General features: G+C 58.1%; 27 protein-coding genes. 11 read left to right on the forward strand and 16 right to left on the reverse strand.

What is annotated here, in order from left to right; translation table 11 throughout:
* Positions 1–3: 3 nt before the first annotated feature.
* The 3 genes from DS906_RS14920 to DS906_RS14930 form a co-directional block, all read right to left on the reverse strand.
* Positions 4–843: a DUF547 domain-containing protein gene (locus DS906_RS14920; RefSeq protein WP_113790927.1), complete on the reverse strand. Its 840-nt coding sequence runs from the start codon at positions 841–843 to the stop codon at positions 4–6.
* Positions 840–2213, reverse strand: a complete 1374-nt coding sequence (locus DS906_RS14925; protein ID WP_113790928.1) for a radical SAM protein — start codon at positions 2211–2213, stop codon at positions 840–842. Before DS906_RS14925 ends, DS906_RS14920 begins: the two co-directional genes overlap by 4 nt.
* A 194-nt stretch (positions 2214–2407) precedes the next feature.
* Positions 2408–2893, reverse strand: coding sequence for an RNA pyrophosphohydrolase (locus tag DS906_RS14930; protein ID WP_113791216.1), 486 nt, complete (start codon positions 2891–2893; stop codon positions 2408–2410).
* Between the two features lie 137 nt (positions 2894–3030).
* On the opposite strand from DS906_RS14930, the gene DS906_RS14935 reads away from it, so the two are divergent.
* The 3 genes from DS906_RS14935 (at position 3031) to DS906_RS14945 (ending at position 5781) form a co-directional block, all read left to right on the forward strand.
* A complete protein-coding gene (locus tag DS906_RS14935; protein WP_113790929.1) occupies positions 3031–5058 on the forward strand; it encodes an NADPH-dependent 2,4-dienoyl-CoA reductase in 2028 nt (675 codons plus the stop codon).
* A 97-nt stretch (positions 5059–5155) separates the two neighbouring features.
* Positions 5156–5407: a hypothetical protein gene (locus DS906_RS14940; protein ID WP_113791217.1), complete on the forward strand. Its 252-nt coding sequence runs from the start codon at positions 5156–5158 to the stop codon at positions 5405–5407.
* The gene (locus DS906_RS14945; protein WP_113790930.1) at positions 5404–5781 is read left to right on the forward strand and encodes a hypothetical protein; all 378 of its coding nucleotides are present in this window, start codon (positions 5404–5406) and stop codon (positions 5779–5781) included. Before DS906_RS14940 ends, DS906_RS14945 begins: the two co-directional genes overlap by 4 nt.
* Positions 5782–5807: 26 nt before the next feature.
* Here DS906_RS14945 and DS906_RS14950 read toward each other — a convergent pair whose 3' ends face one another.
* Entirely contained in the window at positions 5808–6248 is a 441-nt protein-coding gene (locus DS906_RS14950; protein ID WP_113790931.1) for a DUF4399 domain-containing protein, read from the reverse strand.
* Positions 6249–6476: 228 nt separating this feature from the next.
* Here DS906_RS14950 and DS906_RS14955 point away from each other — a divergent pair, with 228 nt between their 5' ends.
* Complete coding sequence (locus DS906_RS14955; RefSeq protein ID WP_058275233.1) at positions 6477–7382, forward strand: LysR family transcriptional regulator; 906 nt, start codon at positions 6477–6479, stop codon at positions 7380–7382.
* A gap of 82 nt (positions 7383–7464) precedes the next feature.
* Here DS906_RS14955 and DS906_RS14960 read toward each other — a convergent pair whose 3' ends face one another.
* From DS906_RS14960 to DS906_RS14980, 5 genes are all read right to left on the reverse strand, one after another.
* The gene (locus DS906_RS14960; protein WP_113790932.1) at positions 7465–8367 is read right to left on the reverse strand and encodes an OmpA family protein; all 903 of its coding nucleotides are present in this window, start codon (positions 8365–8367) and stop codon (positions 7465–7467) included.
* Positions 8364–8936 carry a peroxidase-related enzyme gene (locus tag DS906_RS14965; protein ID WP_113791218.1) on the reverse strand — a complete coding sequence of 191 codons (573 nt, stop codon included), beginning with the start codon at positions 8934–8936 and terminating at the stop codon, positions 8364–8366. The genes DS906_RS14960 and DS906_RS14965 overlap by 4 nt, the downstream gene beginning before the upstream one ends.
* 5 nt (positions 8937–8941) lie before the next feature.
* The gene (locus tag DS906_RS14970) at positions 8942–9661 is read right to left on the reverse strand and encodes a GNAT family N-acetyltransferase (RefSeq protein WP_113790933.1); all 720 of its coding nucleotides are present in this window, start codon (positions 9659–9661) and stop codon (positions 8942–8944) included.
* On the reverse strand, positions 9658–10380 hold the full coding sequence (locus DS906_RS14975) for a molybdopterin-binding protein (protein WP_113790934.1): 723 nt from the start codon (positions 10378–10380) through the stop codon (positions 9658–9660). The genes DS906_RS14970 and DS906_RS14975 overlap by 4 nt, the downstream gene beginning before the upstream one ends.
* Before the next feature lie 70 nt (positions 10381–10450).
* Positions 10451–11014 (reverse strand): TetR/AcrR family transcriptional regulator, encoded by a 564-nt coding sequence (locus tag DS906_RS14980; protein WP_158541332.1) that lies wholly within the window; start codon positions 11012–11014, stop codon positions 10451–10453.
* Between the two features lie 99 nt (positions 11015–11113).
* Here DS906_RS14980 and DS906_RS14985 point away from each other — a divergent pair, with 99 nt between their 5' ends.
* Together DS906_RS14985 and sfsA are read left to right on the forward strand one after the other, a co-directional pair.
* On the forward strand, positions 11114–11869 hold the full coding sequence (locus tag DS906_RS14985; protein WP_113790936.1) for an SDR family NAD(P)-dependent oxidoreductase: 756 nt from the start codon (positions 11114–11116) through the stop codon (positions 11867–11869).
* A 39-nt stretch (positions 11870–11908) separates the two neighbouring features.
* Positions 11909–12610, forward strand: a complete 702-nt coding sequence (sfsA, locus tag DS906_RS14990) for a DNA/RNA nuclease SfsA (RefSeq protein WP_113790937.1) — start codon at positions 11909–11911, stop codon at positions 12608–12610.
* A gap of 66 nt (positions 12611–12676) precedes the next feature.
* On the opposite strand, the gene DS906_RS14995 is transcribed toward sfsA, so the two are convergent.
* Positions 12677–13993, reverse strand: coding sequence for a sulfotransferase (locus DS906_RS14995; RefSeq protein WP_147235270.1), 1317 nt, complete (start codon positions 13991–13993; stop codon positions 12677–12679).
* A gap of 541 nt (positions 13994–14534) precedes the next feature.
* On the opposite strand from DS906_RS14995, the gene map reads away from it, so the two are divergent.
* The gene (map, locus tag DS906_RS15000; RefSeq protein WP_113791219.1) at positions 14535–15347 is read left to right on the forward strand and encodes a type I methionyl aminopeptidase; all 813 of its coding nucleotides are present in this window, start codon (positions 14535–14537) and stop codon (positions 15345–15347) included.
* On the opposite strand, the gene DS906_RS15005 is transcribed toward map, so the two are convergent.
* The 4 genes from DS906_RS15005 to DS906_RS15020 are packed head-to-tail and all read right to left on the reverse strand — an operon-like array spanning position 15335 to position 17940.
* A complete protein-coding gene (locus tag DS906_RS15005) occupies positions 15335–15514 on the reverse strand; it encodes a hypothetical protein (protein WP_113790939.1) in 180 nt (59 codons plus the stop codon). The genes map and DS906_RS15005 overlap by 13 nt on opposite strands.
* A gap of 23 nt (positions 15515–15537) precedes the next feature.
* Positions 15538–16173 (reverse strand): HAD family phosphatase, encoded by a 636-nt coding sequence (locus DS906_RS15010; protein ID WP_113790940.1) that lies wholly within the window; start codon positions 16171–16173, stop codon positions 15538–15540.
* A 1-nt stretch (position 16174) separates the two neighbouring features.
* Positions 16175–16732 carry a 16S rRNA (guanine(966)-N(2))-methyltransferase RsmD gene (rsmD, locus tag DS906_RS15015; protein ID WP_113790941.1) on the reverse strand — a complete coding sequence of 186 codons (558 nt, stop codon included), beginning with the start codon at positions 16730–16732 and terminating at the stop codon, positions 16175–16177.
* Complete coding sequence (locus DS906_RS15020) at positions 16729–17940, reverse strand: NAD(P)/FAD-dependent oxidoreductase (protein ID WP_113790942.1); 1212 nt, start codon at positions 17938–17940, stop codon at positions 16729–16731. Before DS906_RS15020 ends, rsmD begins: the two co-directional genes overlap by 4 nt.
* A 99-nt stretch (positions 17941–18039) precedes the next feature.
* On the opposite strand from DS906_RS15020, the gene DS906_RS15025 reads away from it, so the two are divergent.
* The 4 genes from DS906_RS15025 to DS906_RS15040 all read left to right on the forward strand — a co-directional run bounded on the left by DS906_RS15025 (position 18040) and on the right by DS906_RS15040 (position 19577).
* Positions 18040–18525 (forward strand): peroxiredoxin, encoded by a 486-nt coding sequence (locus DS906_RS15025; protein WP_113790943.1) that lies wholly within the window; start codon positions 18040–18042, stop codon positions 18523–18525.
* A 103-nt stretch (positions 18526–18628) separates the two neighbouring features.
* Positions 18629–18874 (forward strand): glycine zipper 2TM domain-containing protein, encoded by a 246-nt coding sequence (locus DS906_RS15030; protein ID WP_113790944.1) that lies wholly within the window; start codon positions 18629–18631, stop codon positions 18872–18874.
* Positions 18875–18887: 13 nt separating this feature from the next.
* The gene (locus tag DS906_RS15035) at positions 18888–19235 is read left to right on the forward strand and encodes a hypothetical protein (protein WP_113791220.1); all 348 of its coding nucleotides are present in this window, start codon (positions 18888–18890) and stop codon (positions 19233–19235) included.
* Positions 19236–19268: 33 nt separating this feature from the next.
* Positions 19269–19577, forward strand: a complete 309-nt coding sequence (locus tag DS906_RS15040; RefSeq protein WP_113790945.1) for a hypothetical protein — start codon at positions 19269–19271, stop codon at positions 19575–19577.
* On the opposite strand, the gene DS906_RS15045 is transcribed toward DS906_RS15040, so the two are convergent.
* Together DS906_RS15045 and DS906_RS15050 are read right to left on the reverse strand one after the other, a co-directional pair.
* The gene (locus DS906_RS15045) at positions 19574–19867 is read right to left on the reverse strand and encodes a 4a-hydroxytetrahydrobiopterin dehydratase (RefSeq protein WP_058275007.1); all 294 of its coding nucleotides are present in this window, start codon (positions 19865–19867) and stop codon (positions 19574–19576) included. The genes DS906_RS15040 and DS906_RS15045 overlap by 4 nt on opposite strands.
* Complete coding sequence (locus DS906_RS15050) at positions 19864–21051, reverse strand: GNAT family N-acetyltransferase (protein ID WP_113790946.1); 1188 nt, start codon at positions 21049–21051, stop codon at positions 19864–19866. The genes DS906_RS15045 and DS906_RS15050 overlap by 4 nt, the downstream gene beginning before the upstream one ends.
* Between the last annotated feature and the right edge of the window lie 18 nt (positions 21052–21069).

Here is a 21069-nt window from a genome sequence, read left to right on the forward strand (position 1 = left end):
TGATTAAGATCCAGCCGCCGCGTCGTTCAAGGCCCAGTCATACTGATACGCTTTGACACGCGGCGTCTGCTGAAGACGGGCGCGCAGCTCGGGTTCAGCTGCTGTCGCGATATAGGCCAGCACGGATTTTTCATTCGGTCCGAAATCCTCGCGGAACCAGATAAAGATCTTTGACAGGATCAATCCGCCACGCGCGTCGAACTGCACGCCGCGCGGGTCGTTGATATAGGCGTGTTCGGCGGCGGCGAAATCTCGCTCTAATGTCTCGGCCTGCCAGGCGCGGTCCATCAGGTTGGGGCAGCCCACAGCAGCACAGTTCAGCGCATAGTGGATGCGCGGTTCACCGAATGTGGGCCGGATGATGCGGTGTTCAATGTCATTGAGGGTCAACTCCTGCCCGGCCACCTGCGCCAGAGGATGATTCCACGGCCCAATCGAAAATCGCCCGTTTTTGATGTCACGGATCGAAGCGACGGGATAGTTTTCAAGAACCACATCCACCGTCAGTGCATTGTACAGATTGATCCAATAGGCCAGTTGCTGATCACGTGTCAGCCGCGCAGGGTCAACGGCTTGCAGATCGACCAGATATTCGTCCAGGTGCGCCCGGTCTGCCTGTGTCACCTGTCCATAAGTTACCCGGTTCACGCCCTTCCCGTCGGTGACGACATAGCGGTGCAGAAAGGCGGTCCAGTCGCGGTGATCGACCTTTTCGCCCGGCGGGGACGCAAATCTGGTCAGGGTCTGCCCCGGCAATGCCTCGGGGGCGGGCAAAGCCAGACGCTCGACACTTGCGCATGCGGTCAAAACCGGAAGCAACAGCAGGATCAAGAGTTTTCTCATGATACGTCCTTTTGGTTCCGGCGCATGGCCCGCATCTGCCCCTTGAGCCGCTTGAGCGGGGCCAGACCCGGATCGCACAGGTCCGGCAGATCGGGTCCAGCGGACAGATGGGGGACGGCAGCATTCCACCAGCTTGGGCCAGAATCTCCGTCGACTTGGTCCGGTGCGGCCAGATGCATGTCACGCTGCGCGTTGTGAACGCACATGGACAGTGGCCCGTTCGCGGTTGCGACCATAAAGACGCAAGAGGCACAGCGATCATCCTCCAACGCGTCGGCGGCCATGAAGTTATGAATGAACACCGATTGCCGACGGACAGGTCCCCGCAATAAACCTCGGCCCAAACGCAGCACGCATCTCAGCAGATGCAAGCCCGCCCGCAACGCTAAAAACGGGTTGCGCCGCGCCATACGCCGGACGCTGTCACGGGTGTCGATATGGCCGTCGGTTGATTGGTCGGCCCGGCTTAGCGCGGCAATCACTTTCTGAGTCAGGCGTTTGGTGGACAGAATCGAAACCGCGCGCCCGCCGGCAGTAACAACACTTGCATAGCGATTGCATTTCGAATGCCCAACGGCTGCCGTGTCGAAATGCAGGGGCGTTTCATATCCGACCTCGATGGCACGCATGACACTTTCCTGCGTGATCGCGTCGGGACGTTCGCGCAACACCCCGCGCCCGGTATCGGCTTGCATCTGGAAGGACACAAAGGCGACCTCGGGGCGGTCTCGCATGAACCGTGCCAGCGCAGACAGTTCAGCAATATTGCCGCCGAAGACCGTCGTGTTGAACAACACCCGCAGGCCCAGTCCGCGCGTGTGGCGGATATAGGCGCGGCGCACCACATTTAACTCAGTCTCGCTGTTGAACCCCTTGCGCTCTTGCGTCATGTCGACGTGAAAGGCCGCGTCATCCAACCCCGCCGCCGCAAGCCGTGTCAGAAACGCCCGGCTGGCGCGAATGCCGTTGGTCATCAGGCACGACCGCATGCCCAGACGGCGAATCTCGCGGCACAGTGCTTCAAGGTCTTCCACCTTGCGCAGGGTCGGATCGCCGCCTGTCAGCTGGATCGACACACCAGGGCCATAATGGCTGTGGATTGTGGCAAGGCGCGCAAACAGAACCGACAGCGGTGGGTCATAGGTCATCTCGGCCCGGTCCGAGAGGTAACACAGTGTGCAATCCAGATTGCAGCGTTGCGTGACCTCAAGCGCGACGCAGGCGATGGGGTAGAACCGGCCTGCCGTCTGCCCTGCGCCATATTCCCCGCACCCTTGCAGGCCGCCGCGCAAAGGCCCGCGACGGTCGGTGCCGGTGAACTTGCGCCCGGCGGGCGCGATGGTCGATAGGAGTGACGCAGTATCTTTCATACCTGCGAAGCTAGACAGGTCGAGTGCACCCGACCACGCCCCCTCACGCCAACGTGCGGGACGGTGATTGAACTAACCGCACCATCCCCCGGTTTGTTTCAATGGAAAGGTGGCAGGGGCTGCATTCTGGTTTGCACCGCGCCCCAGCCCATGCGCGCGATACTTGGACCAGATGGCCTTATTTACATGCCGCTTTATGTCAGGTGATCGGCAAAGGCGGCAATCACCTGCTGATACACCTCACGTTTGAACGGCACGATCTCGTCGATCAGCTTACTTGGCTCCTGCCATTTCCAGCGGGTGAATTCCGGATGTTTTGTCTGAATGTCGATCTGGTCGTCCCGGCCGGTAAATCGCAGCAGGTACCATTTCTGCTCTTGCCCGCGATAGCGGCCTTTCCAGATTTTGGGCACGATGTCGTGGGGCAGATCATACGGCAACCAACCATCCGTCTCGGCCACGATCTCGACCAGATCCGAGGTCACGCCGGTTTCTTCCCACAGCTCACGCAGGGCCGCATCCCGTGGATCTTCGCCCTTGTCCACGCCGCCCTGAGGCATTTGCCATGCCTCCTTGTGGCGATCATTGCGCTGACCGACGAAAATCCTGCCCTCGGCATTCATCAGCATAAGCCCCACGCAGGGGCGATAGGGCAGTTTGGCGATCTCTTCGGGGGTCATGTGCAGCCTCATAAACATGCTTTGCAGGTTCTGTAGCAAGCAGCGGAGTGAAGGCAAAGGGTGTGACGTTAGGTTTCGCGTGACAACATTGACGTGAAGGTCAATCTATCCGCAAAAATCAGGAGGGAGAGTTCGCCATGACTGCGTACCCAAATATGCTGGCCCCACTGGATCTGGGCTTTACCACATTGAAGAACCGCGTCCTGATGGGGTCGATGCACACAGGGCTTGAGGAAACCGGCGACTGGAACCGTGTGGCCGAGTTTTATGCCGACCGCGCCCGTGGCGGTGTCGCATTGATGGTGACAGGCGGGATTGGCCCGAACCTTGAAGGATCGGTGCTGCCCGGCGCGTCGATGATGACCAATGACAAAGAGGTCGCGAACCACTCCATCGTGACCCAACGCGTTCATGAGGCGGGCGGCAAGATCGCCATGCAGATCCTGCATGCGGGTCGCTATGCCTATGGTCCGAAATGCGTGGCCCCCAGCCCGGTGAAATCCCCGATCTCGCCCTTCCCGCCGAATGAGCTGGACGAGGAAGGTATCGAAAAACAGATCAGCGACATCGTGAACGCTGCCGTTCTGGCCCGGAAAGCGGGCTATGACGGGGTCGAGATCATGGGGTCTGAGGGATATTTCCTCAACCAGTTCATTGTGACACACACCAACAAGCGCACCGACCGTTGGGGCGGGTCCTATGAGAACCGCATGCGCCTGCCGATCGAGGTGGTGCGCCGCACGCGTGAAGCCGTGGGCACCGACTTCATCATCATCTATCGCCTGTCGATGATCGACCTGATCCCCAATGGCTCGACTCATGAAGAGGTTGTTGAACTGGCCCAGCGTATCGAAGAAGCCGGTGCCACGATCATCAACACCGGCATTGGCTGGCACGAAGCACGCATTCCGACCATCGCCACCAGCGTTCCGCGCGCGGCGTTCGCCTGGGTAACGAAAAAGCTGATGGGTAAGGTTTCGATTCCGGTCATCACCTCGAACCGGATCAACACGCCAGAGGTCGCCGAAGAGGTCCTGTCGACGGGTTGCGCAGACATGGTTTCTCTGGCCCGTCCGATGCTCGCCGATGCAGATTTCGTCAACAAGGCAATTGCAGGTGAAGCGGCGCAGATTGCGCCGTGCATTGCCTGCAACCAGGCGTGTCTGGACCACACCTTCAGCGGCAAGTTGACCTCGTGTCTGGTCAACCCCCGCGCCTGCCATGAGACCGAGTTGACCATCACCGCAGCTGAAACGCCAAAAACTGTTGCCATTGTCGGCGCGGGTCCAGCCGGCCTGTCCACGGCAATGACTGCCGCCCAGCGTGGCCACAACGTAACCCTGTTCGACCGTGCGTCCGAGATTGGGGGCCAGTTGAACATGGCCAAACAGGTACCGGGCAAGGAAGAGTTCTGGGGTCTGGTTGATTGGTACCGCACGATGATTGCCGATCTTGGCGTCAATGTAGAGCTGAACCGTGAAGTCGGCGCCGACGACCTGACCGGCTTTGACGAGGTGGTCATCGCCACTGGTGTCATGCCGCGCGATCCGCAAATCCCAGGTCAGGATCGGGACAACGTCATCAATTATATCGACGTGCTGCGCGAAAAAGCGGATGTCGGTAAGTCAGTCGCCGTGATCGGTGCGGGCGGCATCGGGTTTGATGTGTCCGAATTCCTGCTGGAAGACGGCCACAGCGTTACCACCGACCTGCCCGCATGGATGAAGGAATGGGGCGTCACAGACCCGGCCGAACACCGCTCGGGCCTGGCACCTGAGGGTCCGCAACCTGCGGCACCTGCGCGTGAGGTCACTCTGTTACAGCGCAAGAAACAGGCGCATGGGAAAGGTCTGGGTAAAACAACCGGCTGGATTCACCGCGCTACGCTAAAGATGAAGGACGTCAATTTTGTGGGCGGCGTGAACTACGAGCGCATCGACGAAGACGGCCTGCATATCAGCTTTGGTGAGGAACGTGCCGACCCGAACGTGATAGCCGCGGACACCATCGTTCTGTGTTCCGGTCAGGTATCCGAGCGCAGCCTGGCGGATGCGTTGATCGAACAGGGTATCACCCCTCACGTGATCGGCGGCGCGGATGTGGCAGCCGAGTTGGATGCCAAACGGGCAATCAATCAGGGGACGCGGTTGGCGGCTACGTTTTGACGCTTTTGTCACAATTGCTCTGACGAAAGCCGCTTCGAAGGAGGCGGCTTTTTTCGTGCCACTTGACTCTATTGGTACTTAGGTACATATGTACTTGATGAGTCAAAAAATTGAACGCACCCAAACCGGGATTCGAATCGAAAAGCGTCTGCTGAAAGTCCTCAAGGGATTGGCAGAGTCACTAGACATGACCCTTGGCGATCTGATTGAGGGGATGGCCCTGCATAGCTTTGAGAACAAGCCAGCGTTTTCCGAAGAAACGCTGGTGAAAATCAAGCAACTCAAAATTGTCTACGACCTCGACTGGACAGCCGATGACAGCCACCGTTTCAAGGAGGACGGAGAATGAGCGCCGACATCACCAGCGCGTTTGAGGCACACGCCGTCGACAACACAACGTTCGGACATGCCGAACATGTACAGGTCGCATATGATCTGCTGCGCAAGTATGATTTCATCGATGCCGCAGCGAACTACGCCAAAGGAATCCGAACACTTGCGGCCAAGGCCGGCGCCCCGGATAAGTTCAACCTGACGATCACCTACGCGTTCATGAGCCTGATCGCAGAGCGTCTTGCCAGCTCGCAAACCAGCGCTTTCGAGGCATTCGTTGCGGAAAACCCCGATTTGATGGCCAAGTCAGCCCTCAGCCAATGGTATCCACAAGAACGGCTGAATTCGGCGCTGGCGCGCCGCATTTTCCTATTGCCCGACGTGGCATAGTTGCCTGTGCCGTGAAGGCACGTCGGTTACTCGACCGTAATCGTGATCACCTGGGACACAATAGGCGGGGAGTGTGGCACATGCCCGGCGTCGCCCAGCACCAATTGCAGCGTGTGCGCTCCAGGGGCCAATTCCGTAGTCACCTCGGTCTGTCCCCCACCAAAATGTAGATGGTTGTCGTCCGCAGGCAAACCATAAGCCAGCTCGTCCACACCGTCCTCGCCCTCACCAATCGGCGGGCGGTCGATCAGCAAGTGGTGGTGACCGGTGTTTTCCGCCTCGGTTCCAGCGGGGGCCACGCCCATCCCGCTTAACCCAAAGACCACGGTCACCGGCGATGAAACCGTGTCGCCGTCCGACAGGTTTACAAAATAGACCCGTGCGTCCGGGTTCGACGGCGTCTCGCCACCAGCCCATGCGAAGGTCGCGGACAGACATATGGCTGCAATGGTATTAATGGCTTTCATGATCTCCTCCGTGGTCACAAATTTGCCATTGTCATCCTAGCATATCCGGCCGAAATCACCCAAAACCCTTGGCTTACAGGCTTTGTGGCCATCTAGGAAACCATCGTTTCCGCGTTTCCCAATCGCAAACGATCCGAATTGAAACCCTGATATTATCCCATGTCCGCCCTGTTTCCGCCTAGATTGGACGTCAGGTTGGAAAAAAGAACTAAGACCTGGGGAATGAGAATGGACCGACTGACCGAAATGGAAGCCTTTGCCAATGTGGTGGACCAGGGTGGCTTCACCGATGCGGCCAAGAAAATGGGCATCTCCAAATCGGCCGTGTCAAAGCATGTTTCCAGCCTCGAGGCCCGTCTGGGCGCACGGCTGCTGAACCGCACGACCCGGCGTGTGTCACCGACCGAAATTGGCCTGGCATATTACGATCGCGCGCGGCGCGTTCTAAATGATGCGGGTGAAGCTGATGCGCTTGTGACTTCGATGCAATCCGCCCCCTCGGGTCTGCTTCGGATCAGCGTTGCGACGGATTTCGGCGTCAATCACCTGTCTCCGGTTCTGTCGGATTTTCTGGCGGCCTATCCTGATATCACTGTGAACATGGTGCTGAACAACCGCTACGTCGAGCTGATTTCCGAAGGGTTCGATGTCGCCGTCCGGATTGGCGAGTTAGAAGACAGCACCCTGCGCGCACGCAAACTGACCGAAACCGTCAAGCGGATGGTCGCGGCACCCAGCTATGTCGAGAAATTCGGCAGGCCGCAGAAAATTGACGATCTGAACGAACACAAGCTGCTGCATTACTCGAGCCAGTCCTCTGGCAATGTCTGGAGGCTGACCGCGCCGTCGGGTGAAAAAAGACAGGTTCGCACCGCAGGCTGGCTGAGCGTGAACGATGGGCAATCCCTGTTGAACGCCGCCATCTCTGGTCTGGGGATAGCATATCTGCCCAGCTATCTGTACGCAGAAGCGCTGAAATCCGGTGCCGTTGTGGATGCGATGCCATCGCTGCCGGACGAGGTTCAGGGCGTCTACGCCGTTTACCCGCCCGGACGCTTTACACAGCCCAAGGTGCGGGCATTCATAGATTTTCTCGTCGATGCCTTTCACGAAAAAGGCCCGATGGACTGGTGAATTAACCTCGGTAAACTGTACGGCCCGCGCCAATTGCGTGGGCTTTTTTTTGCAGATCATGAATTGATCGCCGCCGCAGGTGTCAGTTGACCAGCAAGACCGCCTCAACCCGGCGATTCAGGTCGCGGCCTTCCGGTGTGGCATTCGAGGTGAGCGGGGCCAGATAGCCGATCCCGCGCGCTTCGACCCGGTCTGCCGCGATCCCATGTGCCTGTATCAACCGGGCGCGCACGGCCTGTGCCCGGCCGGTACTGACCGAGATATTGGCATCCAGCGCACCAGTGTCATCCGTGTGGCCCACAAGTGCCAACCGGGTATTTGGTTTTTTGTTCAGAAACTCCGCAACCAATTTCAGCGACGCAAAAGGCCCCTCGCCCAACGTCATCTCTCCGGTGCGGAAATGAAGATCTTCCAGTATTGCGTGGCCGTTTTGTTCCAAACTGACCAATAGGTCGCTGGGCGACGTGACCGGCTCGTCGATCACAAGCGGCGGCGGAGCCTCTGCACCCACCGGTGTGACGCGGATCATCTGCACATACCCGTCAGGCGGATTGCGGCTGACCAACAGACTGACCACGTTGCCACCCCTAATGGCGGACAAAAAGCGATAGTCCTGAATGGCAACATACATGTCGGGTGTTGGCACGACTTCGGTGCCAAAACGAAAATCGAACCCGCCACACGTTTTGGCCTGACACTCAAGCAAGATCTCGTACCCTTGTGCGGCGATCTGATCCCGCAGCGGAGCCAGCAATTGCAGCGTGGTGCTAGAGCCCGATTGCAGCCGCCAGGTTAACCGCTCGACCTTGCCTTCTACCTCTCTTGCGGGCACCGCACCGTCAGCGAAAGGGCCGATTGGCAGCTCATAGCTGTCCAATTCGCTGGTCCGGTCGCTGACCAGCCGCGCGCCTGAAGGCAACGTCAGGTTCTGCGCAAGACCCTGACTGGCCATCAGTATCAGAAAAAGGGCTGCGGTTCGGATCATCGGGCCTGCGTATGGTACTCGTCGTTCGGGGCCATCGCTGTTGCGCTGGCCACCCGATTCGACATGTTGAAAAAGCCGGTCACATTGGCAATGTCCCAAATGTCCCGGTCGCTGAACCCAACATCGCGCAGATGTTGACGATCAGGTTCTTCGATCTCGGTACTTGCAGTCGTCATCTTGGCAGCAAAATCCAGCATGGCGCGTTGACGGTCGTCCAGAGGGGCCACGCGGTAGTTCATAACCAGCATCTCGCCCAATTGCGGATTGCCCGACAGTTGCCGAACAGCTGCACCATGGGCCACCAGACAGTAAAAGCACTTGTTGATCGCGGACACGACCACCGCAATCATTTCGCGTTCCAGCTTGGACAACCCACTATCGCCAAGCATCAGGTCGTTATAATTCGCCGTAAACGCGTTCAGCTTGTCGATGTCGAAGGCATAAGCCTTCAGAACATTGGGCACAAAGCCCAGCTTTTCGACACATATATCAAAGTACTTCTGCGTCTCAGGCGGCAGCGGGTCCACCATCGGCAGGTCCAGCGCGGTAGGCAGGGTTTGGTCGGTCACAGCAGTCACTCTCCTTGGACAAGCTGACGGTAATGGTATTCTCCGGTGATCTCCATCCCGAGCGCATGGTAGAGACCATTTGCCCCGTCATTGGCCTTGGTGCAGATCACGCTCAGCGTCTTCGCGCCATTCTTCTGCGCCCAGATTGCAGCCGTGCGCATGGCCCATTGACCCAGGCCCTGACGCCGGTGGACCGGGAGGATTTCCAACGCATGAACCATGGCGACGTCGTCGTAAGTGGCGACAAATCCGGTTCCTGCCGGGTGATCGGAATGGCGCAGGAATATCCCCGTTTTCGGCCCCTCGGCGCGGTCCATGATGGCCAGCCGTTCCGGTCCGATACCGCCTTGCGCCCAGATCTCGTTCATGATCGCCAGCGGGCTCCAAATCGTAAAGGCCGTGACCCGAGGAATCGGTATATCAGTCAGGTGGCTCACCGGGCATTGGTAGATGTTGACTGGGTCAAGAATGTCATAGCCCCGATCCGCAAGCTGCTGATCCAGCCCTTCGTCGCCCGGTCGCAGGCAGAATATGGGCCGCTGCCCCATCGCGCGCATCGCCCCTTCAGCGGCTATAATATCCGCGTCGGTCGCCGATGCCAGAGCGCTGGCCGCGGAAACGCGCGAGCCACCACCCAACCCCTGCCGAAGGCGAAAAGGGCCAATTGTCTCGAACCGAGCCGCCGGCCATGTGCCGTCGACAACGTCGGCCCAGTTCGGGCTCAAAGCGCCAGCTCTTTCGCCAAACGGGTCGTGGCCGCATCGACCTGTGACCCGTTCGTGCCCCGAACCACCACGTTAGAGCCGAATACACCATTTACCTGAAACGGATAGCTGCCGATGGCGAGATCAGGGTAGTCCTCAGCCAAAGCCGACAGGGTCGAGGCGATATCACCTTCACCCCGATTGATCCTCAGCGTCTGTGACAACAGGGGATCGCCGCCGATCAGCTTAGGCAAAACACTGGCGACCATAGCCTGAAAGATCGTGGGGATTCCCGCCATGACGTGCACGTTGCCAAGGGTGAAGCCCGGCGCAGTTGAGACCGGATTGTCGATCAATGTCGCACCTTCCGGAATACGTGCCATACGCAGGCGCGCGGCGTTCAGTTCCAGCCCAGAATTTTCATAATGCCGCTCCAACAGCGCTCGGGCGTCGGAGCGCACGTCGATCGACGCACCAAAGGCCTGGGCGATACAATCAGCAGTGATGTCGTCATGTGTTGGACCTATTCCGCCGCTAGTGAACACATGCTCAAAGCGGTCCGACAGGGCGCGCACGGCCTCTTCGATGTCAGTGGCGTCATCGCTGACCATCCGGACCTCTATTAGGTCAATGCCCTGCTTGGTCAGTTCCTGAGCAAGGTAATGCATGTTCGCATCCCGGGTGCGTCCCGACAGGATTTCATCCCCGATCACAAGCATTGCTGCGGTTGGGTTCGGCATGACCTGTCCTTTCCTGATATGGCACAGGCCGCAAGATATCGTTCCTGCTGAACCTCGCAAGGCCCGTTTGTCATTCTCGCAACGCTTGGGCAGGCAAATCGGCAGTGACGCGTTGGAACAGGTCCATATCGTTCATCGACCGCGCCAGGATCATCGCCCCTTCCAGGCGGGCAATCGTTTCCCCTGCTCGGGCTTCGGGATTTGCGGCACCAGCAGCCCGGAATACCGTTTCCAGCCATACGAGGTTGCGCTCGAAAAACTCGCGAGTCCGTCTGGCGACCGGGTCCGGCAACCTTGCGATTTCAGCACCGAACATACCGCATAGGCACATCAGATCCTGTTCAATCAGCGCTTGTCGATATGCCGCCACGTATTGTTCAAGAGATTCCATAGGCGTGGCTTCGTCCAACCGCCCCAACGCCCCTAGGAACCGATCAGTGTACCGGGTAACCAGCGCCTCGCCCAAGGCTTCCTTGGTGGGAAAATGGTAGTGAATGCTGGCAGATTTGATTCCGATTTCAGCTGCGATGTCGCGAAAGCTGAAAGCATAATACCCGCCTTGTCGCGCCATATGCTCGGCCACATCTAAAATACGGCTGGCAGTTTCTGACAGGGGTTTTTCCGTTTTGGGCATCTGCATATCAATCTAAAAATTACCTACCACTAGATAGGGGGTTGTATTTCAAAATTCAAACTCAATATATCTACCTATCAGTAGATAGGGAATCTGATCATGACACAGACAACAACACTTATTGTCGGCGGATCCAGCGGAATGGGTCTGGCCACAGCGCGCCAAATCATAGCAAGCGGCGGGCACGTGACCCTTGTCGGGTCATCCGCTGGCAAGTTGGACGCGGCGAAAGCGGAACTTGGCGACAACGCGGACACATACCGCGCGAACCTGCGCGACGCGGCAGACGTCGAAAGGCTGATCAACCAGATCAAATCGAACACGCGTCACATTCAGGGATTGGTGAATGCAGCCGGTACATTTGCGCCAAAACCGTTCCTGGAACACACTGCCGAAGACTATGACAGCTATCTGGATCTGAACCGCGCGACCTTTTTTATCACACAGGCCGTGGCCGAAAACATGAAAGCCAACGGAGGCGGCAATATCGTTAACATAGGCTCTATGTGGGCAAAACAGGCAGTTCGCGCCACACCGTCCTCGGCCTATTCGATGGCCAAAGCCGGACTTCATTCCCTGACGCAGCATCTGGCAATGGAGCTGGCGGAACATAAAATCCGGGTGAATGCGGTTTCTCCAGCGGTGGTGGTGACCCCCATCTATGGAGCCTTCATCGCACCGGATCAAATCGAGGCGACCTTGACTGATGCCTTTGACGCTTTTCACCCGATCGGCCGCGTCGGCCGCCCTGAGGATGTGGCGCATACCGTCACCCATCTTCTGTCCGATGATGCGGGTTGGGTCACCGGGGCAGTCTGGGATGTGGATGGTGGCGTGATGGCGGGCCTCGTCTGACACTTCCCATACGGGCGGGCGCGCGTTAAGCCGGGTAGCATGAAGTTTGCCACCCCATTGATCCCCGCCCGCCTGATCCGCCGCTACAAACGCTTTCTGGCCGATTGTCAGTTGGAGGACGGGCGCGAAGTAACCGCCCATTGCGCCAATCCGGGGTCAATGATGGGCCTGGCGGAACCCAGCGAGAAGATCTGGCTGGAGCCTAACGACGACCCGAAGAAAAAACTGAGATACGGCTGGCGACTGGTCGATCATGAGAACGGGCATTTTACCGGTGTTGACACCTCGGTGCCCAACAAAGCCCTGCGCGCGTCCCTTGAGGCCGGCGAAATCTCCGAACTGGCGGCTTATGAAACCGTAAAGCCCGAGGTGAAATACGGCCAGAACAGCCGCATAGATTTCCTGCTGACCCAACCGGGCCTGCCGGACACCTATCTCGAGGTCAAAAGCGTGACCCTGTCCCGCGAACCCGGTCTGGCCGAGTTCCCCGACAGCGTCACCGCACGCGGCACCAAACACCTAGGTGAGTTGTCGGACATGGTGAAACAAGGACATCGCGCGATCATGCTGTATCTGGTGCAGCGCACGGATTGCGACCGGTTCGCATTGGCGGCGGATATCGACCCGACTTATGCCGCCGCGTTTGAGGCCGCGCGGGCGCAAGGTGTGGAGCGTTTGATCTATGACACGCGCATCTCACCACAAGGCGTTTGGGTCAACCCAACCCTGATAAACAGCTAGTTACCCCCCGCCCGTGCGGTGATGCGCAAACTGACCCGAATTCCCGATTGCTAAGCAGCCTAGGGACTATTCATCAGCCGCTTGGATTTCTGGCCATAGGTCCGGTTCCAATCCTTTCACAAATGGCGCAAGTTGGTCCGCAAACGTATGCCAGCGCCCGATCGATGACGTGTTGACCGGTTTCCGGATCTGCAGGTTGCTCGCCGTTCTGACCGCCTCCGAGGAAGCCTGTGGCGACAGCATACCGTCCTCGAATCCGACACCGGACAGTCGCGCCAGTTCATTGGCCGCATCCCTCAGGTTTTCGACCAGATTTTCGTACCGGATGCTGTGAATACGACCTGGCAATTCCTGTTGCCAGTGCAGGATGTATCGACGATAGCGATTTGCCTCGGCGGCCATCCACTTAAGATCATGCGTATAATGCAAGCCGGCAGCGCCAAAATGTGTGCGCCACATTGACAGGGCCACATCACGCGGATCGCGCTCGACATTCAGGATCACAGCCTCAGGGAAAGCCTGTGCAATCGCGCCAAGAAGCGCGTAATTTCCGGGCGCTTTGTCCACAAACGTCGCGCTGCCCTCAGAAAGATCCGGTAGGTGACCCACATAGAAATCCACCAGTTTCTGCGCGTCTTGCCAATCAGAGGGGCGCGCTTCGGCTTTTCTGGCCCAGTGATGAACGGCTGCAAGCTCTCCAAGTCCCTGAACATTTGAGTGTGCGGACAGAATACGCTCGACCAGCGTTGTGCCAGATCTGGGTTGACCGACAACAAAGATCGGACGGGGGATATCAGGTCGTGGCCCGGTTGGTGCGGCAAGCAGAGGGGCTGCCAGACGTTTGCAGCAGTCCCTTTCACTGCGGCCCTCCAATTCCCTGAGCCCTTCACGCAGCAAGCTATGGCCTTCGTTCAGATGGCCCATCTCTTGTGTCGTGTCGCCTTCATGTCGCGCCAGACTTGCCGCTGCAAAGTGAAGAGTTGCGACGCCCTCGCGATTATCAGAAGGAACGCCGATCGCTTTTGAAACCTGGACTTTCAACGCAGTGCGATCATCTTGTGACAGACCTGGAAGCGTTGCCGCGAACTCGAGTGTTTCAGGATGATCTGGCGCCAGCCTGAGCGCGGCGCGGGCATGCTCTAAGGCAGCATCCAGTTGCTCAACACTGACATATGCTTTGGCTAGACGCAGCTGCCCATAGTGGAACTTTGGATGTTGTTCGACCAGCTCTGTCAGAACGTCAATCGCGCGCTGCCACTGATGTTGCTCATCCAATATGTCTGCTTTCAGACAGTAGGCCTGTAAATTCCCCGGCTGATCTTTCAGAACCAAGTCGACGGCGGTAAGGGCGTCCGCCTCTTGATGCTCGCGCAGCAATGCCATCGCGCAAATGAAAGACTGCGGTGGGGTCAGGGGTGCTCTGGTACCAATCTTGTCGATGAATCGAAGTGCTCTTTCCGACTCTCCCCCCTGAACGAGGCTCAGCCCATAGTTTTGAATCAGTTCCGGATTATCGGGTTCCAAATGCCAGGCTCGTTCAAAGCTAGTCTGCGCCAGTTTGAAATTTTGCTGTTGAATCGCACACAATCCCGCGAGCCGCGGCAATGCGGGTGCCTTTGGCTATTTTTTCGCGGCTTTCGTCGCTCGTTAATAGGCCCGATCCGTTCGGCCGTTTTTTAACAATTCGCCAATCGCGGAAATTTCGGCACTCAGTGGATTAAATTTATTTATCATCTTCAATGCCTTATTTATCATTATGGGCTTATTCAGGCTTTTACCCGAACCGTCCAACGACTCTCGGGCAACTTTCCATGTGATATGTGCCTCAGTTTGCGGATTTAAAATGCGGCTGCGCACCCTCTGGAACTTTCTGCACAAGCAGCGTAAAAGAAGTGCTGCGCGCAACATTTGGAGCTTAGCGTCGATGAAAGAACATCGTGGCCGCCTGACCAAGGACGGCATCCGCATTTACGAACAGGGTGACTTTGCCGGCATGCATGCGGCAGGGGCTTTGGCTGCGCGGATACTCGACGATATTGCAGAACATGTCTTTCCGGGCCAGACCACTGGCGCAATTGACGGCATGATCACGCAGATGGTCGAGGATGCGGGCGCGACGTCGGCGACAATTGGCTACAAAGGCTATCAGCACGCCAGCTGTATCAGCGTGAATCACGTGGTCTGCCACGGCATCCCCAGTGACAAGAAACTGAAGGATGGCGACATTCTGAACATCGACGTTACGGTCATTGTAGACGGCTGGTTCGGCGATACTTCGCGCATGTATGTTGCAGGCAAATTGCCCCGCAAGGCCGAGCGCCTGATCCAGGTGACACATGATGCCCTGTTCAAAGGCATCGAGGCGGTCAAGCCGGGCAACACCTTCGGTGATATCGGGCATGCCATTCAGGCCTACGTCGAGGCGCATCGGATGAGCGTTGTCCGTGATTTCTGTGGCCACGGTCTGGGCCGGGTTTTCCACGCGCCGCCAAACGTTCTGCACTATGGCCGCCCGGGAACCGGCGCGGTGCTGGAAGAGGGCATGTTCTTCACCATCGAACCGATGGTGAACCTTGGCCGCCCCGAGACGAAAACACTGGCCGACGACTGGACCGCTGTGACCCGCGACAAGTCACTGTCAGCGCAGTTCGAACACTCGGTGGGTGTGACGGCTGATGGGGTCGATATCTTTACCCTGTCACCGGGCAACAAGTTCCATCCGACCTATTCGTCCTGATCGGCCGCCTGCTCGCGCAGCAGTTTCAGCAGCAATGTTTCCGTGCCCCACGGCGTAATCGCGTCGTGGATAAACACAGGCGCGCGTAAAGGCTTGGGCACGGGTCCGGTGTGGGTTTCAGCGGCCTGTGAGTGGGTCCAGAACAGAGAGGTGGCGGTGCGGTCCATCCGCGAATTCTAGCATAAGTGAGTTATAGGCCCAAAAGCTTTGGCACTTGGGCCATGTCGTCAAAAACCTCGGCACCTAGTGCAGCCAACCGCGCACCGTCGTCATGGGCCGCATAACCCAGGCACCGCATATCGGCGCGCTTGGCAGCGGTCACTCCGCTTTCGCTGTCTTCGATGACGACCGGGGACTTGGCACCGAAATGCTGCGCTGCTGCAATGAACAAAGCAGGGTCGGGTTTACCCACCCCCAGAATATGCGCCGAAAACATCACATCCCGGAACCTGTTCCACAATCCGTTCTGGCCCAGGGTGATCTGCATCTTCTCCGGGCGGCCATTCGAGGCGACGCAGTACGGAATACCCAATGAATCCAACTGCGCCAACAGCTCGGGAACACCCGCAACCAAAGGTGTACCGGCACGCAAAACCTCATAGGTTGCCCAATAGATTTGTTCGATCCAATCATCCGGCAGATCCGCGCCCAACGCCCGGGCCTTGTCGCGGACACCAGTCATCGTACCGCCGACGAAAAGCGCCATGTACTCCGCTAAAGACAGGTTCAGCCCATGCCTCGCAAAGCTGTCGATCAAAACCTGATTGGACAGAACCTCACTATCGACCAGCACACCATCGCAATCGAAAATAACCAGATCGTGCATGTCAGACCTCTGCCCGCCACATCAGCGAAATATGCGTGTCGCCGTATTTACGCGTATTGTGCAGGTCAAACCCTTCTGGCGCCTCCATGGGGGCGTTTTCTTCCCAGACAATCAAGGCATCTTTTGCCAGCCACCCCCCTTGAGTGACCGTCGCAAGCGCCTTTTGTCCCAGGCTTTTGCCGTAAGGCGGATCGAGAAAAATCAGATCACAAGGTGTGCCCGGATTGTCGCCCAATCGCGTCGCGTCGCGACGGATCAGATCGGTGTAACCCTTGCTGTGGGTCAGATCAATGTTCTTACGGATCAGTCCCTGCGCCACACGCCCGTCATCCACGAACGTCACATGCACCGCGCCGCGCGACAGCGCCTCAAGCCCCAGTGCTCCGGTGCCGGCGAAAAGGTCCAGAACACGCAGCCCATCAAAGTCGATCTGATGGCTCAGCACATTGAACAGGCTTTCACGCACACGGTCAGTGGTGGGACGCAGATGCGCCCCGGCATCGCCTTTGCCGACCGAGGCCAAGGCGCGGCCCCGGAACTCTCCGGCGATGATCCTCACGCTTTGAGCAGCGGTTTCAGGTCCGCGTCTGGGTCGGCCACGACGGCCGGGTCAGCAGTTTTGCCTGCATCAATCAGGCGCTTGCCGACCATATAGGCGCGCGGGTCATTCATCGCGTCGACCGCGATCAACTGATCGCCTTTATAGTACCAGAAGGACACCGTCTGCCCGTCGCCCTTGCGGGTCACCACGCAGTCATAGCCGGTGTTCAGACCTGCGATCTGTAGTTTGACGTCATATTGGTCCGACCAGAACCACGGCGTCGCCACATAATCCCTGGCGGCACCCAGCATGTTCTGAGCAACGATCTCGGCCTGATCGATGGCATTCGGTACGCTTTCCAGCCGGATACGGCCTCCATCATGCGGGAACGACGCGCAATCGCCCGCCGCCCAGATAGCCGGATCAGAGGTGCGGCCATGGGCATCCGTTTTGATGCCGTTGTCCAATTCCAACCCGGCCATCTCGGCCAATTGGGTCGAGGGTGCGATGCCCACGCCAACCACGACGAAATCAACCTCAAGCTTGGTGCCATCAGTCAGAATGGCCCCGGTTACCTTGCCGTCTTCGCCGACCAGACGATCCAGCCCGACGCCTTCACGGATGTCGGCACCGTAATCGGCATGCAAGGCACGGAAGTAATCGCTGGTTTCCGGTGCCGCGACACGTTGCAAAATACGTTCTGCCATCTCGACCAGAGTGACCTTGACCCCGCGCTTGGCGCAGACGGCAGCCGCTTCAAGCCCGATATAGCCACCACCAACGATCAGGGCGCGGGCGCCCTCTATCACGCGGGGCTCCATCTCGTCGATATGGGTCAGATCGCGCACGACATGGACGCCTTTGAGATCACCGCCAATGGCAGCAGGCAGGTAACGCGGGTCGGACCCAGTGGTCAGGGCCAGTTCGTCATATGAAATCACCTCATCGCCCAGGATCACGGTCTTGGCCTGAGGGTCGATCCCGGTCACGCGCTGACCCAGACGCAGGGTGATGTTGTTTTCGGCGTAGAAACTTTCGGGGCGTAGGAACAGGCGTTCAAGCTCCATGTCGCCAAGCAGATAAGCCTTCGACAGAGGCGGTCGCTGATAGGGCAGATGCTGCTCGGCACCGATCAGCGTGATATCGCCTTCAAATCCGTCCTTGCGCAGTCTTGCAACAAGAGATGATCCCGCCTGCCCGGCTCCGATCACAACAATATGGCTCATCTTCGTCCTGCCCTGTCAAATTCCCGTGGTTTCATTCTCTGGCTCACCTATATTGCGGCTGAGGCCGACTCTGCAAATCCAATCGACAGGAGGAACAAGATGATTTCAACCGGTGATACGCTTCCCGACGCAACGTTGACTCAAATGGGGGCAGAAGGGCCCGAAGAGGTTCGGATTTCAGACAAGACCAAAGGCCGCAAAGTCGTGATCTTTGCTGTGCCCGGCGCATTCACACCAACCTGCCATTCGGCCCACGTGCCCAGCTTTATGCGAACCAAGGAACAGTACGACGCCAAAGGCGTGGACGAAATTATCTGCGTCTCGGTCAACGACCCTTTTGTAATGAGCGCGTGGGGCGAAGCCACTGGTGCGACAGGCGCAGGCCTGACCATGCTGGCCGACGCCGCATCCGAATTCACGAAGGCCATTGGCATGGATTTCGATGCCCCGCCCGTCGGCCTGCTTGCACGCTCAAAGCGCTATGCGATGTTGGTCGAAGATGGCAAGGTCGTTGCGCTGAACCTCGAGGAAAACCCCGGTGCCTGCGAGATTTCCGCGGGCGAAGGTCTGCTTGAGGCCATCTAGGTCACTCGGGCCCCGGTACAGCCGGGGCCACGTTAACCCTATTTCACTTGATGCAACTTCCTGATGGGTCGATACTTGCCCCATTCATTCAGGGAGTTTTTTGATGAAGCTCAAAGTCATCACAGTCATTCTGGGTTCGGCAGGTGCACTCACCGCCTGTGGCCCGGCCCCGACACCTCAGCAGCAGCAGGCACGACAGCATGAGATTGCCTGCCTCGGCGGCACACTAGGCGGCGCACTGATCGGCGGGGCGATTGGCAATCAATTCGGCGGTGGGTCCGGCAAAGACATCCTGACCGCAGCAGGGGCCGTCGCGGGCGGTGTCTCGGGCCAGCGTTACGCGTGCTGAGGAGAGAAGGATGATGAAAACAGCTATTATAACGACAACGGTCATTCTGTTGGCCAGTGCAACCTTGGCGGAAACAGTGGCTGAACTGCACGAAAAGGAACTGAACGCCATTGATTCCAACAACGATGGCTTCCTGTCCAAGGACGAGTTCAACGCCTTTTCGGATTATGCCTTTCAGGAAATGGACGAAGACAAGAATGGAACGCTGGGTCTGGAAGAAGCCAAGCCGTTTCTGGACATAAAGCAGTTTCAAAACGTTGACCGCAACAACGACAGCTTTATCTCACGATCAGAGTATGACCTGCAGATGGGCGATGATTTCCTGGCCGCCGATCAGGACGGAAACGGCCAGTTGGATTGATCGCACGACCGGGCTGAACGATAGGAGCGTGGTATGAAAAAGTGGATGGCCTTCGGCATTCTGGGGTTTCTTGCCGCCTGTGATACGCCGCAGGCCCCCGTGGTGACCGGACCGAACGGACAGCCCCAGATCCAGATCAGTACTTCGGGCCTGACGTGCTATGATACGCGTTGTTTGGACATCAACCCGGCCGCGCGCAGCGTTCGATCGGTTGGGAATCGGACAGCCGGTATTCCACGAGACATCGACGTCAGCAACGGTACGGTAACACCCGCCGAATTCCGTCGTCTGGGTGAAATCGCTTCCCTGGCCGGGGGTATGGGATCCAGAGGGGACCGTTAAACGAGGCTGTCCATTTTACGCGCCAACTTAGCATCCAGCGCTGACAAACCGCCCACATCATGGGTGGACAGGACGACCTCGACCGTGCGGTACACGTTTGACCATTCGGGATGGTGGTTCCATTTCTCGGCAAAGATCGCCACCTGGGTCATCCAGCCAAAGGCATGAACAAAATCTTCGAATATGAAGGTTTTGGTGATTGCGTCCCGGTCGGTGACCATGGTCCAGCCGTTGTCGAACAGCGGATCAAGAAGAGGGCCGCGTGTCTCGGTCGACAATAGTTCCGTCATTGCTGTTCCTCCGGATTCGATTTTCTGAACGGACCATAGTCCGTCAGAATCTCGATCTCTTCTCCCACTGCGTGGGCCTCGGCGTCCAGATATTTCTTGATCGCATCGGCAAAGCCCGGGTCGTTGACCCAATGCAAGCTGTGCGTGCGCGTGGGCAAGTAACCGCGCGCCAGCTTATGTTCACCCTGCGCGCCTGCTTCGACCCGCGCCAGACCTTCCGCAATGGCAAAGTCGATCGCCCTATAATAGCACAGTTCGAAATGCAGGCAGGCGTGATGTTCAGTGCAACCCCAATACCGCCCAAAAAGCGTTTCGCGGCCGATGAAATTCAAAGCCCCGGCGATGGGGTATCCGTCCCGTTCAGCCAGCACCAAGGCCATGTCGTCCGTCATGGTTTCATGTGCAATATCAAAGAATTGGCGAGTCAGATAGGGCGCGCCCCACTTACGGGACCCGGTGTCCTGATAGAACTGCCAGAAGGCATCCCAGTGTTCGGGGCGCAGGTCATCCCCTGTCAGCGTGCGGATTTCGCCGCCAAAATCGATGGCCTGCGCGCGTTCTTTGCGGATGTTTTTGCGCTTGCGCGATGATAAAGCCGCAAGAAATCCGTCGAAATGCTGGTATTCGTCATTCAGCCAGTGAAATTGCTGTGACTGGCGCAGCATAAGGCCCATCTGTTCGCCCGCCATCGCCTCGGCTTCGGTGCAGAAAGTCGCGTGGACCGAAGACACCTGATTGTCCGCAGCCAATTGCACCGCCCCCTGCACCAGCGCAGACATGCCAACCGAGTCATAGCCGGGGCGCACCAGAAAACGCCGACCTGTTGCGGGGGTGAATGGTACGGCGATCTGCAGCTTGGGATAATACCGACCCCCGGCGCCTTCATAGGCATGCGCCCAGTTGTGGTCGAAGATATATTCGCCCTGACTGTGGGATTTGGCATACATCGGCGCCACCGCGATCAGCATCCCGTCCAGATAGGCCGTCAGGTATTGCGGCTGCCAGCCAGTTTCGCGCCCGACCGAGCCGCTGTGCTCAAGTGCAAGAAGAAACCGGTGGGTGGTAAACGGATCAAGCGGACGGCCGCCATCGGCAACCTCGGGACAGGCGCAGCTGTCCCATTCCGCCGCAGATATCTGCGACAGCGAGCCCAGCACCCGAACCTCGATCTGTGCCTGATCCATTTGCCCTCCGCCTCTGAT

Source organism: Ruegeria sp. A3M17, from assembly GCF_003318255.1.
Taxonomy (GTDB): Bacteria; Pseudomonadota; Alphaproteobacteria; order Rhodobacterales; family Rhodobacteraceae; genus Ruegeria.

Coding starts and splice junctions, on each gene's coding strand:
- DS906_RS14935 (WP_113790929.1), top strand. CDS start 3,031: ATGACTGCGTACCCAAATATGCTGGCCCCACTGGATCTGGGCTTTACC.
- DS906_RS15045 (WP_058275007.1), bottom strand. CDS start 19,867: ATGACGGAACTATTGTCGACCGAGACACGCGGCCCTCTTCTTGATCCG.
- map (WP_113791219.1), top strand. CDS start 14,535: ATGAAAGAACATCGTGGCCGCCTGACCAAGGACGGCATCCGCATTTAC.
- DS906_RS15025 (WP_113790943.1), top strand. CDS start 18,040: ATGATTTCAACCGGTGATACGCTTCCCGACGCAACGTTGACTCAAATG.
- DS906_RS14950 (WP_113790931.1), bottom strand. CDS start 6,248: ATGAAAGCCATTAATACCATTGCAGCCATATGTCTGTCCGCGACCTTC.
- DS906_RS14945 (WP_113790930.1), top strand. CDS start 5,404: ATGAGCGCCGACATCACCAGCGCGTTTGAGGCACACGCCGTCGACAAC.
- DS906_RS15035 (WP_113791220.1), top strand. CDS start 18,888: ATGAAAACAGCTATTATAACGACAACGGTCATTCTGTTGGCCAGTGCA.
- DS906_RS15010 (WP_113790940.1), bottom strand. CDS start 16,173: ATGCACGATCTGGTTATTTTCGATTGCGATGGTGTGCTGGTCGATAGT.
- DS906_RS14940 (WP_113791217.1), top strand. CDS start 5,156: ATGAGTCAAAAAATTGAACGCACCCAAACCGGGATTCGAATCGAAAAG.
- DS906_RS14955 (WP_058275233.1), top strand. CDS start 6,477: ATGGACCGACTGACCGAAATGGAAGCCTTTGCCAATGTGGTGGACCAG.
- DS906_RS14985 (WP_113790936.1), top strand. CDS start 11,114: ATGACACAGACAACAACACTTATTGTCGGCGGATCCAGCGGAATGGGT.
- DS906_RS15050 (WP_113790946.1), bottom strand. CDS start 21,051: ATGGATCAGGCACAGATCGAGGTTCGGGTGCTGGGCTCGCTGTCGCAG.
- DS906_RS15030 (WP_113790944.1), top strand. CDS start 18,629: ATGAAGCTCAAAGTCATCACAGTCATTCTGGGTTCGGCAGGTGCACTC.
- DS906_RS14995 (WP_147235270.1), bottom strand. CDS start 13,993: ATGGCATTGCTGCGCGAGCATCAAGAGGCGGACGCCCTTACCGCCGTC.
- DS906_RS14930 (WP_113791216.1), bottom strand. CDS start 2,893: ATGACCCCCGAAGAGATCGCCAAACTGCCCTATCGCCCCTGCGTGGGG.
- DS906_RS15040 (WP_113790945.1), top strand. CDS start 19,269: ATGAAAAAGTGGATGGCCTTCGGCATTCTGGGGTTTCTTGCCGCCTGT.
- DS906_RS14980 (WP_158541332.1), bottom strand. CDS start 11,014: ATGCCCAAAACGGAAAAACCCCTGTCAGAAACTGCCAGCCGTATTTTA.
- DS906_RS14920 (WP_113790927.1), bottom strand. CDS start 843: ATGAGAAAACTCTTGATCCTGCTGTTGCTTCCGGTTTTGACCGCATGC.
- DS906_RS14925 (WP_113790928.1), bottom strand. CDS start 2,213: ATGAAAGATACTGCGTCACTCCTATCGACCATCGCGCCCGCCGGGCGC.
- sfsA (WP_113790937.1), top strand. CDS start 11,909: ATGAAGTTTGCCACCCCATTGATCCCCGCCCGCCTGATCCGCCGCTAC.
- DS906_RS14960 (WP_113790932.1), bottom strand. CDS start 8,367: ATGATCCGAACCGCAGCCCTTTTTCTGATACTGATGGCCAGTCAGGGT.
- DS906_RS14975 (WP_113790934.1), bottom strand. CDS start 10,380: ATGCCGAACCCAACCGCAGCAATGCTTGTGATCGGGGATGAAATCCTG.
- DS906_RS15020 (WP_113790942.1), bottom strand. CDS start 17,940: ATGAGCCATATTGTTGTGATCGGAGCCGGGCAGGCGGGATCATCTCTT.
- DS906_RS15005 (WP_113790939.1), bottom strand. CDS start 15,514: ATGGACCGCACCGCCACCTCTCTGTTCTGGACCCACTCACAGGCCGCT.